The 15470-nt window shown below is 40.4% G+C and carries 11 protein-coding genes; 7 read left to right on the top strand and 4 right to left on the bottom strand.

Going from position 1 to position 15470, the window contains the following annotated elements; all coding sequences use genetic code 11:
- Positions 1-373 precede the first annotated feature (373 nt).
- The 4 genes from tig to J576_RS03505 all read left to right on the top strand — a co-directional run bounded on the left by tig (position 374) and on the right by J576_RS03505 (position 4787).
- Positions 374-1708: a trigger factor gene (tig, locus tag J576_RS03520; RefSeq protein ID WP_002053278.1), complete on the top strand. Its 1335-nt coding sequence runs from the start codon at positions 374-376 to the stop codon at positions 1706-1708.
- A 194-nt stretch (positions 1709-1902) separates the two neighbouring features.
- Entirely contained in the window at positions 1903-2508 is a 606-nt protein-coding gene (gene clpP / locus J576_RS03515; RefSeq protein ID WP_000289452.1) for an ATP-dependent Clp endopeptidase proteolytic subunit ClpP, read from the top strand.
- A gap of 101 nt (positions 2509-2609) precedes the next feature.
- Complete coding sequence (clpX, locus tag J576_RS03510) at positions 2610-3923, top strand: ATP-dependent Clp protease ATP-binding subunit ClpX (RefSeq protein WP_002053318.1); 1314 nt, start codon at positions 2610-2612, stop codon at positions 3921-3923.
- Positions 3924-4070: 147 nt separating this feature from the next.
- Complete coding sequence (locus tag J576_RS03505; protein WP_002053277.1) at positions 4071-4787, top strand: DUF2846 domain-containing protein; 717 nt, start codon at positions 4071-4073, stop codon at positions 4785-4787.
- Positions 4788-4811: 24 nt separating this feature from the next.
- Here the strand turns inward: J576_RS03505 and J576_RS03500 are convergent, their stop codons facing one another.
- The 4 genes from J576_RS03500 to J576_RS03485 all read right to left on the bottom strand — a co-directional run bounded on the left by J576_RS03500 (position 4812) and on the right by J576_RS03485 (position 10651).
- Entirely contained in the window at positions 4812-5366 is a 555-nt protein-coding gene (locus J576_RS03500; RefSeq protein ID WP_002053362.1) for a DUF2059 domain-containing protein, read from the bottom strand.
- Positions 5367-5507: 141 nt separating this feature from the next.
- On the bottom strand, positions 5508-7034 hold the full coding sequence (locus J576_RS03495) for a fumarate hydratase (protein WP_002053445.1): 1527 nt from the start codon (positions 7032-7034) through the stop codon (positions 5508-5510).
- Positions 7035-7260: 226 nt separating this feature from the next.
- Complete coding sequence (gene pta / locus J576_RS03490; RefSeq protein ID WP_033855509.1) at positions 7261-9405, bottom strand: phosphate acetyltransferase; 2145 nt, start codon at positions 9403-9405, stop codon at positions 7261-7263.
- Between the two features lie 43 nt (positions 9406-9448).
- Entirely contained in the window at positions 9449-10651 is a 1203-nt protein-coding gene (locus J576_RS03485) for an acetate/propionate family kinase (RefSeq protein ID WP_002053506.1), read from the bottom strand.
- 762 nt (positions 10652-11413) lie between these two features.
- Here J576_RS03485 and edd point away from each other — a divergent pair.
- The 3 genes from edd to J576_RS03470 all read left to right on the top strand — a co-directional run bounded on the left by edd (position 11414) and on the right by J576_RS03470 (position 15464).
- On the top strand, positions 11414-13267 hold the full coding sequence (edd, locus tag J576_RS03480; RefSeq protein ID WP_002053258.1) for a phosphogluconate dehydratase: 1854 nt from the start codon (positions 11414-11416) through the stop codon (positions 13265-13267).
- 20 nt (positions 13268-13287) lie between these two features.
- Positions 13288-13908: a bifunctional 4-hydroxy-2-oxoglutarate aldolase/2-dehydro-3-deoxy-phosphogluconate aldolase gene (gene eda, locus J576_RS03475; protein WP_002053427.1), complete on the top strand. Its 621-nt coding sequence runs from the start codon at positions 13288-13290 to the stop codon at positions 13906-13908.
- 197 nt (positions 13909-14105) lie between these two features.
- Positions 14106-15464, top strand: coding sequence for a GntT/GntP/DsdX family permease (locus J576_RS03470; protein WP_002053229.1), 1359 nt, complete (start codon positions 14106-14108; stop codon positions 15462-15464).
- Positions 15465-15470: the final 6 nt, after the last annotated feature.

Raw genomic sequence — 15470 nt, 5'->3', positions numbered from 1 at the left:
AATTCTTATTTATATGTACAGTTTGTGTTAATTGGTTTTGCCGATAGGATTATGAAGAAAATATGAAAGATTTAATAGGTTTTTGTGTCTAAAATTCTCTAATTGATTGATTATTCTTAACTGTTTGTAAAGTCGATAATAATGTGAAATTTAATTGTAATTTTAGATTCATGAAGAATAACTAAAAAATTACTTTGGCTTAAGGTTGAATTAAAAAAAATTAAAAAATCATAAAATTATTGTGAAATTTCTTGGAAAAACCACCTTCAATTTACTGATCTGATCGGTTAATTTTGTATATCTTGAAAGTTGTCATATAATACAGCACTTTTTTAAAAACTGTTCCTACTAACTAATTTTTATCGAGGAAGCCATGCAAGTAACGACTGAAGCGGTTTCGGGCGTTGCCCGTCGTTTAAATGTTTCTGTCCCGACGAGCCGTATTAACGAGCAATTTGAAGCTCGTTTGAAGCGCACTGCCAAAACTGTGAAGATCAACGGCTTCCGTCCGGGCAAAGTACCTGCAAACGTTGTTCGTCGCGAATACGGTGCAAGTATTTATCAAGAAGTTGTGAATGACATCATTCGTGACAGCGTATTTGAAGCAATTCAACAAGAAAAAATCAATGCGGTAGGTATGCCGAACATTGAGAAAGTTGAACATAAAGAAGATGCTTTAGTTTTTGAAGCGACTGTAGAAGTTTATCCTGAAGTTGAAGTAAAAGCATTTGACGGCTTAGAAGTTGAACGTAAAACAGCTGAAATTAAAGATGCTGACGTTGACACTATGATCGAAAACTTGCAAAAACAACGTCAAACTTGGGCTGTGACCAAGGGTATGGCGAAAAAAGATATGCAAGTGACTTTTGACTTCGAAGGTTCTATCGACGGTGAGAAGTTCGAAGGCGGTTCTGCTGAAGACTTTAAACTTGTGTTAGGTTCAGGTCGTATGATTCCTGGCTTCGAAGACGGCATCATTGGTATGAAAGCTGGTGAAGAGAAAGTAATTGATGTGACTTTCCCTGAAGACTACCAAGCTGAAAACTTGGCTGGTAAAGCAGCTCAATTCAAAATCACTGTGAAGCAAGTTGAAAAACCTAAACTTCCAGAGATTGATGCTGAATTCTTAAAAATCTTCGGTGTTACTGAAGAAGAAGGCATTGAAAAATTAAAAGCTGACGTTCGTAAAAACATGGAACGTGAAGTTCGCAATGGTTTACGTAACCAAGTTAAACAAGCAGCATTTGATGCTCTTGTTGCTGCGAACGAAGTTGAAGTTCCAGCTGCAATGGTTGCTCAAGAAATTGACCGTCAACGTCAACAAATGGTTCAACAGTTCACTCAACAATTTGGTGGCGCTGGTGCTCAATCTTTTGACAAGAGTATGCTTCCTGACGAATTGTTCAAAGAACAAGCAGAGCGTTCTGTTAAACTTGGTGTATTAGTAAGCAAAGTATTAGCTGATGCTAAACTTGAAGTTGACCAATCACGTGTTGATGCTTACATCGACGACATGGCTTCTTCTTATGAAGATCCAACTGAAGTGATCGAATACTTCAAAAATGATGCTCAACAACGTGCTCAAATCGAAGCTGTTGTATTAGAAGATCAAGTTGTTGATCACATCTTAGCTGCTGCTAAAGTGACTGACAAAGCAGTATCTTACGAAGATTTATTGAAAGAACAACAAGCTCGCCGTATGGGCTAATCTTTTGAGAAGTCAGGAAAAGGCGCTTTAGGCGCCTTTTTCATTTTTTAGGTATGTGGTTAATTTGAGTACGTCATTAAGTACTTAGGTATAAATAATATAATATTTCAGTGCGAACCTTTTGCAATTTGAGAAATTATCCCGCATATTGTTGCCATAGGTTAAGTCACAAAAAATTTAGGAATAAATAACGTATGTATGTTCCAACAATTGAAAATGCTTTAGTTCCTGTTGTGGTTGAACAATCTTCTCGCGGCGAACGTTCTTTTGATATTTATTCACGACTTTTACGTGAGCGCGTCATTTTTCTAACTGGTGAAGTTGAAGACAACATGGCAAATTTGATTGTTGCTCAAATGTTGTTCTTAGAAGCTGAAAACCCAGATAAAGATATCCATCTTTATATTAACTCGCCTGGTGGTTCAGTCACTGCTGGTATGGCGATTTATGACACGATGCAATTTATCAAACCTGATGTAGTGACATACTGTATGGGGCAGGCTGCATCTATGGGCGCATTCTTATTAAATGCTGGTGCTAAAGGTAAACGCTATTGCCTTGAAAATGCACGTGTAATGATTCACCAACCATTAGGTGGATTCCGTGGTCAGGCATCAGACATTGAAATTCATGCACGTGAAATTCTATTTATTAAAGAACGCTTGAATCGTTTGATGGCAGAACACAGTGGTCAAGACTATGACACGATTGCTCGTGATACTGATCGTGATAACTTTATGACTGCACAAGCAGCAAAAGAATATGGCTTAGTCGATCAGGTATTAAGTAAGCGTCCATAAGGGGAGTTTTTAAGTGGCTTGAGTTGTTAGAAAACGCCTCCATATAGTCATTTAACCCTATCGCTTGCCCTCATATTTAAGATTCTATTTGTGGAGAGAATATGTCCGAACATCCTCAAGGACAAAAACATTGTTCATTTTGCGGTAAAACGCAGTCTGAAGTCGGGAAACTGATTGCGGGCGAGGACGCATATATTTGTAATGAGTGTGTAGATGTCTGCTTAGACCTTGTACAAACCAGCCAACAGGTTGAAGCAGGTGACTGGGCGAGCAAGGCATTGCCAAAACCACATGAAATACGTGCTGCGCTTGATCAATATGTGATTGGTCAGGATCTTGCCAAAAAGACATTATCTGTTGCCGTTTATAACCATTATAAGCGTTTGAAAGTCGGGCAATCTGGTCATGTGTCTAAAGATGTGGAAATTGCTAAAAGTAACATTCTACTGATTGGACCTACCGGTTCAGGTAAAACATTACTTGCTCAAACATTAGCTCGTTTGTTAGATGTTCCATTTGCGATGGCAGATGCGACCACTTTAACTGAAGCGGGTTATGTCGGCGAAGACGTTGAAAATATTGTACAAAAGCTTTTGCAAAAAGCAGATTACGATGTAGAAAAAGCTCAAAAGGGCATTATCTATATCGATGAAATCGACAAGATTACACGTAAATCTGAAAATCCTTCGATTACGCGTGACGTTTCTGGTGAAGGTGTACAACAAGCATTGCTTAAGATGATTGAAGGTACTGTAGCTTCAATTCCACCACAAGGTGGACGTAAACATCCTCAGCAAGAGTTCATTCAAATTGATACCTCAAATATTTTATTTATTTGTGGTGGTGCATTTGCTGGACTGGAAAAAATTGTACAACAGCGTCAAGAGAAAGGCGGAATTGGCTTTACAGCTGACGTGAAGAAAAAAGATGAAAGCAAGAAAATTGCTGAATTGTTCCGTCAAGTTGAGCCAACTGACTTAGTAAAATTTGGTTTAATTCCAGAGTTTATTGGCCGTTTACCAGTCATTGCGACGCTAGAAGAGCTTGATGAAGAAGCATTAATGCAAATTTTGACAGAACCGAAAAATGCATTAACTCGTCAATACCAATACTTGTTCAATATGGAAAATGTTGACCTTGTATTTGAAGACTCTGCTTTACGTGCAGTTGCTAAGCGAGCGCTTGAGCGTAATACCGGAGCTCGTGGTCTACGTTCGATTCTGGAAAACGTTTTACTTGAAACAATGTATGACTTACCAAGTCGTACAGATGTAGGAACAGTTTTCATTAATGAAGCAGTGATTAATGGTGAAGCTGAACCTGTTTATAAGCCAGAACGCCAGCCTAAAGAAACAGCAACTCATGAAAGTGTTGCTAAGGCAGATTTAAAAGTAATTGATTCGAAGTCTGCTTAGATTTCATTCATCTAAAAAGCATGAATCGCGTAAGTGATTCATGCTTTTTTTGTTTTCAATTCATGTAGGTGGTGTTAATCTAAAAAAACAAAATACGCATAGTTTTGCGATATAGAAAAATCAAAAGAAAACGCTTTGAGGGATGTCATGCGTTATTTAATTATTGCATTAAGTTGTACCGCATTACTTGCAGGTTGCCAAAGTTCATCACACTTAGCAAAAAATTCAGGTGAGCTGACTGCGACTTTACCGAAAGTTGATGTAGATAAAGCACCTGGGGTATTTGATCAGTACCATGTCGGTGGCTTTAGCATGGGCGGGTGGGTAAACCAGAAACTAGGTCAGACATTTGTACCGATTAAACCGCAAAATGAACATGCGGCAGTTGTCTATCTGTATCGGCCAGATACTAAATGGAACCGTCAGGAAATTGCAGCCATCAATTTGTTTGTAAATGGCAAGCGAATTCCAAGTTTATTGCATAACCACTATTACTGGATTGAACTGCCAGCAGGAAGTTATCGTATTTCTGCAAGTCGTCCTTTATTAGGTATTCATTTCCAAGAGCCAAAATATATTGATATTACGGTCGATGCAGGAACATCTTATTATTTAAAATACGATGAAGAAAATAAAATGGACCGTGGTGAACACACTGGCCCGTTTATGTTAATGCAAGATAATATCGGTCGTAGAGAAATTGCATTTACCGAGCTTAAATCTTCTAGCTATAATTTTGTTGCTGAAGATGCTTCAGGAAAAATACGTCATAAACCACAAGAGCTAAAACCAGCCAAATATGACGAAAAGTCAGATGTTCATCTGATTAAACCATTTAAATTGTGGAATCCTTTAACGTGGTAATGGGTTGCAAAAGATAAAGAAAAGTTAAGACTTTTCTTTATCTTTCATCAATGGGGCAATAATTTTAAGCATCTCTTCTTGCATATGATCACGTGCTTTAGGGTCATTAAAAGTTTGCTGTCCCAGCTCCATCATATATTCTGAAATTTGCCCCATAATCTGTACGTTTTTACGCGTAATCGATTGGCCTTCTGGGGTTTTTAAAAACTTTAAATTTGCTTGAACTTCTTCCTCAGTATATGTCTTTAAATAAATATCTTGTAAGGCTTGCGTAGTTTTTGGGCTACTAATGAGCTGGTTACTCGAATCTTTTAAAAGTAAGCCTAACTTTTTTGCGGCCTCTTTTTCTTTCGCACCTAAAGTTTTGATGCCAGTAATATTAGTGATGATCTGCTCAGCTTGTTGATCATAATAAGGTGTTAATTCATTAATTGATTCTTTCAGTAAATAATCAATTTGGCTCATTTGCATGAGTTCTTTGACTGAACTTAATTTGGCAGGAGAAGCAAATAAGCTTGTGGTAATACAGCTTAGGCAGAGGCTGATTGAGAGATTTTTGAGAATAGGGCGGATAGTCATGAAATGACCTATATGCAATATATGGCGGGGGGGGTTATTTATTAATAAAACAGATTGGCGAACTAATTGTTACAATTCTTTTCAATTTCCAAAAAAAATTATAAGGCATAAAAAAAGCACCGAATTCGGTGCTTTTCTTGATTAGCCTGCTGCGGCATCGATTACTGGAATTTTACCAATTTTCGCTTGCCAGATTTTTGGAGCCACTGCGTGAATTGAAGTACCGTTTACATCAACTGCTACAGATACAGGCATGTCTTCAACTACGAATTTGTAGATTGCTTCCATACCTAAGTCTGCAAATGCTACAACTTCAGCTTCACGAACAGCTTTAGATACGAGGTAAGCCGCACCACCAACTGCCATGAGGTAAGTTGCTTTATTGTCTTTGATTGCTTCAATTGCTGCTGGACCACGGTCAGCTTTACCAATCATACCGAATAAACCAGTATGCTCGAGTACTTTACGTGTGAATTTGTCCATACGTGTTGCAGTTGTAGGACCAGCAGGACCAACGACTTCATCACCCACTGGATCAACAGGGCCAACGTAGTAAATAAATTTACCTTTAAGATCAACTGGTAATTCTTCACCATTGTCGATCATTTCAACCATACGTTTGTGCGCAGCGTCACGACCTGTGTACATTGTACCGCTAAGAAGTAATGTGTCACCTGGTTTCCAAGAATCCATTTCTTCTTGAGTAATGGTATCAAGGTTTACACGCTTAGATTGTGAAGAGTCCCAAGTGACTGAAGGGTAGTCTTCAAGTTTTGGTGCTTGAATATGAGCTACACCTGAACCATCAAGCTGGAAGTGAGCATGACGAGTCGCAGCACAGTTAGGAATCATACCGACTGGTTTGCCTGCAGCGTGACATGGATAATCTTTGATTTTAATATCAAGAACAGTCGTTAAACCGCCAAGACCTTGAGCACCAATACCAAGAGCATTTACTTTTTCAAAGATTTCGATACGAAGTTCTTCGATTTTGTTCTCTGGCCCACGGCGAAGTAATTCGTCCATGTTGATTTCTTCCATGAGTGCTTCTTTCGCCAGCATCATGGCTTTTTCAGCAGTACCACCAATACCGATACCGAGCATACCAGGAGGACACCAGCCTGCACCCATAGTCGGAACAGTTTTAAGTACCCAGTCAACAATCGAGTCAGATGGGTTAAGCATTGCAAGCTTAGATTTGTTTTCTGAACCACCACCTTTCGCAGCAACAGTAATATCTACCTTGTTACCCGGGACGAGTTTGTAGTGAATAACAGCAGGGGTATTGTCTTTTGTATTTTTACGACCAAATGCAGGGTCAGCAAGTACAGATGCACGAAGAACGTTACTGTTTTCAAGGTAGCCTTGGCGAACACCTTCGTTTACTGCATCGTCTAAGCTCATAGTTAAATCAAATTTAACATCTAAGCCCACTTCAAGGAAAACGTTAACAATACCAGTATCTTGGCAAATTGGGCGATGACCTTCCGCACACATGCGAGAGTTAATTAAAATCTGTGCAATTGCATCCTTTGCAGCTTTGTTTTCTTCGCGATCATAAGCACGGCTCATCGCTTGGATAAAGTCTTGCGGGTGATAGTACGAAATAAACTGTAGGGCGTCCTTGATTGATGTAATCAAGTCATCTTGTTTGATAATCGTTGTCATACCAGAAAATCTCTTGAGCGGGCTGTTAGCTAGCGGGCTAAATTATATGACAAAAACACAAACTTGTGGGGGATTGGTTGATCTTTTGACCGAAAGTCGAATAGGACTAGTGCTAAGTGTTTTAAAACTAAGAATAACCAAAAGGGAATGTTGTTATTTAAGAATAAAAAAAGCCATTTGAGCGGATATCAAATGGCGAGAGGTAGAAAAGATTAAATGATATTAATTATTTCGCAGCAGCCTGTTGTTCAGCCTGAATTGCTGTTAAGGCAATAGTAAAGACAATATCATCTACTAAAGCACCACGAGACAAGTCATTGACTGGCTTTTTTAGACCTTGCAGCATTGGTCCAACGCTGACTACATTTGCTGCACGTTGTACTGCTTTATAGGTCGTGTTACCTGTATTTAAGTCAGGGAAAATAAATACATTGGCACGGCCAGCTACAGGTGAATTCGGTGCCTTTTGGCGTCCGACACTTTCAACGGAAGCTGCATCATATTGGAGTGGACCGTCAATTAGTAAATCAGGACGGCGTTGCTGTGCAATTTGAGTCGCTTGCTGTACTTTCTCAACATCCGCACCTGTTCCAGACGTACCAGTTGAATAGCTGATCATGGCAATACGTGGGTCAATTCCAAACGCTTTTGCAGAGTCAGCAGACTGAATCGCAATTTCAGCAAGTTGGTCGGCTGTAGGGTCTGGGTTAATTGCACAGTCACCGTAAACATATACTTCATCTGGTAAAAGCATAAAGAATATGGACGAAACTAAAGAGTAAGAAGGTGCGGTTTTAATCAGCTGAAAAGCAGGGCGCACGGTGTTAGCCGTGGTGTGAACTGCACCTGAAACCAAACCATCTACATGATCTAGCGCCAGCATCATGGTGCCAAGAACTACGGTGTCTTGTAATTGATCTTTGGCTTGTAACTCATTGAGTTTGCCTTTGCGGAGTTCAACCATAGGTGCAACATATTGATTGCGAATGCTGTCCGGATCAATAATTTCCAAGTCTGCTGGTAATTCAATACCGCGTGCCTTTGCAACGTCTTGTACCGCATCTGGTTTTGCTAACAAAATACAATGCGCAATACCACGAGCCTGACATATAGCAGCAGCTTCAATAGTGCGTGGTTCATCGCCTTCAGGTAGGACGATCCGTTTTTTGGCTGCAATCGATTTTTGTACCAGTTCGTGACGGAATGCAGAAGGAGAAAGACGTGGTGTTGCTCCATTATTACTGTGTTGTTTAAGCCATTCGACATCGATATGACTTGAAACAAAACGAGTCACTTGCTCGGCACGCTCAGTGTCATCGGTTGGAATTTCATTACCAAAATCGGATAAACGCTGTGCTGTTTCCAGTGTGTTTAAACGAGTATGTAAAATTGGCAACCCTTGTTTGATGGCACTTTGGCAGAACTCTAAAAGCTCAGGAGCAGGGGCTTCACGTTCAGTCAACACCAAGCCTGCCAGTGGAATACCATTACTGGTTGCTAAACTACTTGCAAGTAATACATCGGTACGTTCAGATGCACTAATAATCAGCTCACCTGCAATGAATTTATTAAGTTCATATTCAATACTTGAGGCAATTAAACTTGAGTGCAAAATACGACGTGTTTTCGCTTCGCCTTGATGTACCCATTGACCATCAATCACGTTCGCGATGTCTAAAGTTCTAGGTACACTTAAGGTATTACTAAATGGGACTAAACCAATAATTGGTAAATCGTTTGATCCAAAGTAGCGATTGTATTTTTGCAGTTCTGTCGTAAATTTTGCGATGTCTTCGGTTGGGCGTAGTGACGGATCAAATGCGACAGGTATTTGAGCTGTTTCTTCCGACAACCCGCGTGTACGCATAAAGAGTACGCCGGCTGTTCGGTTAGAGGTTGCACCACCAAACTGCCGTAAGTGTGCTTCAACTTTCTCTGCTGTTTTACGTGGGTTTTGAATATCTGCTGTACTGACTAAAACCACTTCAGCATCGAGAGCTTGTGCAAGGCTTGCATTAAGTTCACTAGCAAAATGATCTTGCCCATTTGGCAATAAGCCTTCAACAATAATCACATTATTGTCTTCTGAAATACTACGATGAAGACTTACCGCTTCTTCAAGTAGTTCATCTACTTCGCCTGACGCAATGCGTTGGGTTAGTTTTTCATGAGAAATGGATTGAACAGTTTTACCTTGAAATAAGTGGCCAAATAAAGAGGTGGTCCGGTCTAAATTTTCTTGATCTACCTGAGAGAACGGTTTTAAAAAGCCTGCTTTAATCCCATTACAATCAAGTGCATAAATCATACCTAAACAGGCAGAGGTTAGACCAACCCCTTCACCTGTAGGAATTAATAAAATTGTATTCATATAAACCTATAAATAAATGAATAACGTTCTTTGACTTCTGTAATTAAGCAAGGCTAACTTCAGGAGTTGTATTTGGTGAAACGTCTACAACCTGACGAGTTTCTTTGGCAATACGGCCTTCTTCATCTGTTGGAATCACCCAAATTTGTGGACCTGTACCGCTATCGATACGGCCTTCTGTACCACGTTTTAAGTCGTTATTTTGATCTTTATCGAGCTGTAAACCGAAGTGAGGTAAATAAGCTAGAGTTTTTTCACGAATATAAGCAGAGTTCTCACCGATACCACCTGTGAAGATCAGACCATCAATACTTGGTAAACCACAACTTAAGGCAGCAAGCGATTTTGCAAGGCGATAGCTAAATACCTCTATTGCAAGGCGAGCATCCTCGTTGCCGTTTTCAGAAGCTTCAATCACTGTACGCATATCGTTAGAAAGTTGTGATAAGCCAAGTAATCCACTTTCGTTATTTAAAACTTTGTCTATTTTCGCTAAGTCCCAGCCAAGGTTTTTTGCAAGGAAGCTGTGTAAGCTTGGGTCGACATCACCACTACGGGTTCCCATTACAACGCCTTCAAGCGGAGTAAGGCCCATAGAAGTATCAACACTTTGTCCATTCCATACTGCACAAGTCGAGCTACCATTGCCCAAGTGTGCTGTTAGCCAACCACCTTTTTGGAAATTTCCAGCCAGTTCACTGCCGCGGTCAGACACATAAGCATGGCTTGTGCCGTGGAAGCCATAGCGGCGAACGTTATGGTCTGTATATAAAAATTTCGGAATTGCATAACGGTATGCATGCGCAGGCATGGTTTGGTGGAATGCGGTGTCAAATACGGCAACTTGAGGCAATTCAGGAAATAGGCGCATTGTTGCTTCAATCCCAATTAAGTGAGCAGGGTTATGAAGCGGGGCAAGAGGCGTGGCTGCACGAATACGTTCTATAATTTCAGGGGTGAGTAATTCAGCTTTAGTAAGACTTCCACCATGTACGACACGATGACCGATTGCTTGAGGTTTATAGTTTGCAAGACGTGCAAGTAAGGTTTCTAAAGCTTTGGCGTGGTCAGCATAGGGAATTGAAAGCTCTAGCGGTTCTCCACCGACTGTAATTCCTTTAATACGAGCATCAGCTGCCCCTAAGTTTTCTGCTAAACCATAAATACGATCTTCACGACGCTCTGAAACCAGTGCGTATTTGATAGATGAAGAACCGCAATTAATAACTAATACTGATGTAGCCACGTTGAAATACCCAAGTCCTGATTTAAAAATAGTTTTCCTAACTTCCTGATCAAAAGGCATTAATTGCAATATGCACTAAGAGCAGGTTGTGATGTTTTAACATGTGTTGTTTTTCTGTCCAAGATAGACTTTAGCCCATTAGACTTAAGCACTATCGACCATCAAATTTTTTATAACTAATATCTGTTCAGTATAAAGCTTAACCACTGTATTTATTGTTTTTTTGTAGAAGAATTAAACAGTTTTTTGTATGTATTTATGAAAAGTAAATTTTGAATTAAAGTAATTTTCAACTATTTGGTATAAATTTTTTAAGAAAAAAGAAGTGCTGTCATTTTAATCAAACTAGAGGGGAGTATTACAAATAATATACGTAATTGAAATTAAGTTTTAATAGTTTCTATATAGGATAAAAAGAATAAATTATAAACATTTTTATTATAAAATTTAGTATAAAAAAACTGTGTTAATACATTTATAAAGATATTTTATTACTTTGATATTATGAGAATTTTCTCATAGTTATTAGAGGCTAATATACCGGTAAATATAGTCAAAAATAAAACCAGCTTCTTGTTTAAAACTTAAACATAATTTGTATTTAATACTCATGCTCAGGTATTACCGTAAAGTTGTCTAGGGCTTGCATGTCGCTTTTTGCCTTAATAATATTGTTCCTCCCCCTTATCAAATGATGATGAAATATATCATTTGGTCTATTTTTATTGTTCCGGCTTATCCGGTTGTACAGGAGCGTCCAGCATGGACTTGCCGAATCCAATATTGGCAAAAGTTACCGAACGTGTAATTGCGCGTAGCCAAAAAACTCGTTCTGCATATTTACAACGTATTGAACATGCTCAAGGCAAATTTCCAGCTCGTGGAGCACTTTCATGTGCCAATCTGGCTCATGGATTTGCCGGCATGGAAGATAATGAAAAATTAATTATTAAAGTGGGGCGTGAACCAAATATTGGTATTGTGTCTTCTTATAATGAAATGCTTTCGGCACATGCCCCATATAAAACATTCCCTGACATTATAAAAACAGCTGCTCGCGAAAATGGCGGCGTTGCACAGTTTGCTGGTGGTGTACCGGCAATGTGTGATGGTATTACTCAAGGTAATGCCGGTATGGAATTGTCATTGTTTTCACGTGAAACAATTGCAATGAGTACAGCGATTGCACTTTCTCATAATATGTTTGACGCTGCATTGTGTCTCGGGGTATGCGATAAGATTGTGCCAGGCTTGCTGATTGGTGCTTTACAGTTTGGTTATCTACCAACCATTTTTGTACCCGCAGGTCCAATGAGCAGCGGTTTATCGAATGATGATAAAGCTAAAATCCGCCAGCAATTCGCTACAGGCCAAGTAGGTCGCGATGCCTTACTTGAAGCTGAGTCTGCTGCATATCATGGGCAGGGCACATGTACATTCTATGGTACTGCCAATAGTAACCAAATGTTGATGGAAGTGATGGGTTTACATTTGCCAAGTGCTGCATTTGTTCATCCTCACACACCACTACGTGACGCGCTTACTGCCGAAGCTGCTAAACGTGTACTTGACTTAACTGCTGAGCGAGGCAACTACACGCCAATTGGTCATGTTATTGATGAAAAAGCCATTATCAATGGCATTGTAGCTTTACTGGCTACAGGCGGTTCAACCAACCATACCTTACATCTTATTGCGATTGCACGTGCGGCTGGCATCTTAATTGACTGGGATGACTTTGATGAGTTGTCTGCTGTTGTTCCATTGCTCGCAAAAATCTATCCAAATGGTAAAGCCGATGTAAACCATTTCCAAGCAGCGGGTGGGGTGGCATTCCTTATTCGTAACTTACTTGAGGCTGGTTTGTTGCATAACGATGTAACAACAGTGGCTGGGAAAGGTTTGCAGCACTACACCAAAGAACCGAAATTGATTGACGGTAAGCTCACTTGGGTTGACGGTGTGGTTCAAAGCCTTGATGACAAAGTACTCCGTAGCATTGATGCGCCGTTTCAGCCAGATGGTGGTTTGCGCTTAATGCAAGGTCGCCTTGGTCGTGGTGTTATCAAGATTTCTGCGGTTGCGCCAGAGCACCGTAAAGTTAGAGCTCCAGCAATTGTGTTTGATTCTCAAGAAGCGGTACAAGCAGCGTTTGACCGTGGCGAATTACACCGAGATTTTATTGCGGTTGTTCGTTTCCAAGGTGCACGTGCGAATGGTATGCCTGAATTACACCGTTTAACGCCTGTGTTGGGTGTTTTACAAGATCAAGGCTTCCATGTTGCATTAGTGACTGATGGCCGTATGTCTGGTGCTTCAGGCAAAGTACCGGCAGTCATTCATTTGTCTCCAGAAGCGTTATTAAACGGTCCGATTGGAAAAGTTCAAACCGGAGATATGTTAATCATTGATGCTGAAGCAGGCGTACTCGATATTGAGTTAGATGAACAAACTTGGCAGTCACGCCCTGTTGCACAGCCAGAACATCAGGCTGAAAACGAAGTCGGTTTTGGACGTGAATTATTTGGTGTATTCCGTGCAGCAGCAGCGCCTGCTGAGCATGGTGCATCTGTGTTTGGTGCACTTGTTGGCGAAGAGCCACAAGCGCATATTTGAGACGAAGGAATTACAAAGTAATGAGCAAGATTGAAGATGTTGTCAAATTAGGCCCAGTAATTCCAGTGTTGGCTTTTGATTCTGCTGAACAAGGTGAGCATGTATCACGTGCGTTGCATGCTGGTGGTGTAAAAGTACTGGAAATTACTTTACGTACCGCTGCTGGTTTGGCTGCTATTGAGCGAGCGTCTCAGTTAGCAGATGACATTGTGGTGGGCGTAGGAACGATTACTAAGCCTGAGCATTGTGCTCAAGCTAAAAAAGCAGGTGCTAAATTTGGGGTATCTCCGGGTTTGACTAAAGACTTGCATCTGGCTGCGCAAGATGCGGGCTTGCCTCTTTTACCAGGGGTAATGACACCGAGTGATCTTATTCAAGCGATTGAATTGGGTTACGACATTGTGAAGTTTTTCCCTGCTCAACAGGCTGGTGGTGTAGAGATGCTAAAAGCATTTTATGGGCCATTTCCAAACTTACGTTTTTGTCCTACAGGTGGAATTACAGCGGAGTCAGCTCCAGATTTCTTGAAGCAACCTAATGTCGTGTGTGTAGGTGGGTCATGGTTAACACCTAAACCTGTTGTCGCTGCACAAGATTGGGCTGAAATTACTCGTTTAGCCCAAATTGCAAGTCAGTTGTGAGTTTTACGAAAGTAATTGTGGTTTGAAAATCTAAAGTATCTTTTAGGTGCTTTAGATTTTTTGTGATGCGGTGACTGGCGGATGCCAGTCATACAAAATATAAAAAATGAGTGCTTCAACAATGAGTATATCTCTGGTTGAAGAGCTTCGTTTGGGCAGTATGCCTAGATAGCATTATTCCAAGGAGAAAGTGTCACATGGAGACCGTTCAGGGTGGCATGTTGCTTATCTATACTTTAATCGCGATTGTTGCTTTGATTGTTATGATCGCGAAGTTTAGAATTTACCCCTTTTTAGTTCTTATTATTGTTTCTCTCGGTTTAGCTCTTGCAGTTGGCATGCCAATGGATGGGATCGTTAAATCATATGAGGCTGGTACCGGTAAAACATTAGGTCACCTTGCGATTGTGATTGCGCTAGGAACCATGCTTGGCAAGATGATGGCCGAGTCAGGTGGTGCGGAACGAATAGCAATTACTTTAATTAAATGGTTTGGTGAAAAACATATTCACTGGGCCATGATGTTCATTGCATTAATTGTGGGGCTTCCCGTATTTTTCGAAGTCGGTTTTGTACTTCTAATTCCAATTGCCTTCAACATTGCTAAACGCACAGGTAAATCATTGTTGGTTGTAGGTTTACCTATGGTTGCAGGTTTATCGGTCGTACACGGGTTGATTCCACCACATCCAGCAGCTTTGCTCGCGGTGCAGGCTTACCACGCCGACATCGGTAAAACTATTATGTACAGTTTGTTGGTTGGTGTCCCGACAGCGGTTGTTGCAGGTCCATTGTATGCATTATGGATCAACAAATATGTCAAATTGCCTGAAAATAATCCTTTAGCAAAGCAGTTTGTTGAAGCAGATGCTAACAAGACACGTGAATTACCAAGTTTTGGTATTACCTTATTTACGATCATGCTGCCAGTTGCATTGATGCTAGTTGGTAGTTGGGCAGATGTTTTCTTTGCTCCAAAAACTTTTCCAAATGAGTTATTACGCTTTATTGGTACTTCTGATATTGCATTGCTTATTGCTGTTTTGGTCAGCTTTATTACTTTCGGCACCATGCAGGGTTTCAACCGTGAACAAATTGAAAAGTTCTGTGGTGGGTGCTTGGCTTCAATTGCCGGTATTTTGTTGATTGTTGGTGCTGGTGGCGGTTTTGGCGGTATTTTAAGAGACAGTGGAATTTCTAATGAAATTGTATCTACTGCCTTAAAAGCAAACCTTTCACCATTGTTGTTAGGATGGCTTGTTGCAGCTCTTATACGCTTGGCGACAGGTTCGGCTACTGTTGCGATGGCTACGGCTTGTAGCATTGTTGCACCTATTGCGGCGGCGGCAGGGGTAGTTGTTAGACCTGAACTTTTAGTATTAGCAACAGGTTCAGGATCATTAATTTTCTCGCATGTAAACGATGCTGGTTTCTGGCTAATCAAAGAATATTTTGGAATGACAGTTGGGCAGACACTGAAGACTTGGTCTGTACTGGAAACAATTATTTCAGTACTTGGTTTGTCTTTCACATTGTTGCTTAGCGCTGTTTTGTAATTAGAG

Source organism: Acinetobacter sp. 766875 (assembly GCF_000582055.1).
Lineage (GTDB): Bacteria > Pseudomonadota > Gammaproteobacteria > Pseudomonadales > Moraxellaceae > Acinetobacter > Acinetobacter nosocomialis.
This window is presented reverse-complemented; position numbering and strand designations above follow the sequence as displayed.

Excerpts from the sequence above, each read along its gene's own strand:
- pta (WP_033855509.1), bottom strand. The coding sequence starts at position 9,405 with ATGAATACAATTTTATTAATTCCTACAGGTGAAGGGGTTGGTCTAACC.
- tig (WP_002053278.1), top strand. The coding sequence starts at position 374 with ATGCAAGTAACGACTGAAGCGGTTTCGGGCGTTGCCCGTCGTTTAAAT.
- edd (WP_002053258.1), top strand. The coding sequence starts at position 11,414 with ATGGACTTGCCGAATCCAATATTGGCAAAAGTTACCGAACGTGTAATT.
- J576_RS03500 (WP_002053362.1), bottom strand. The coding sequence starts at position 5,366 with ATGACTATCCGCCCTATTCTCAAAAATCTCTCAATCAGCCTCTGCCTA.
- J576_RS03505 (WP_002053277.1), top strand. The coding sequence starts at position 4,071 with ATGCGTTATTTAATTATTGCATTAAGTTGTACCGCATTACTTGCAGGT.
- J576_RS03495 (WP_002053445.1), bottom strand. The coding sequence starts at position 7,034 with ATGACAACGATTATCAAACAAGATGACTTGATTACATCAATCAAGGAC.
- eda (WP_002053427.1), top strand. The coding sequence starts at position 13,288 with ATGAGCAAGATTGAAGATGTTGTCAAATTAGGCCCAGTAATTCCAGTG.
- J576_RS03470 (WP_002053229.1), top strand. The coding sequence starts at position 14,106 with ATGGAGACCGTTCAGGGTGGCATGTTGCTTATCTATACTTTAATCGCG.
- clpX (WP_002053318.1), top strand. The coding sequence starts at position 2,610 with ATGTCCGAACATCCTCAAGGACAAAAACATTGTTCATTTTGCGGTAAA.
- clpP (WP_000289452.1), top strand. The coding sequence starts at position 1,903 with ATGTATGTTCCAACAATTGAAAATGCTTTAGTTCCTGTTGTGGTTGAA.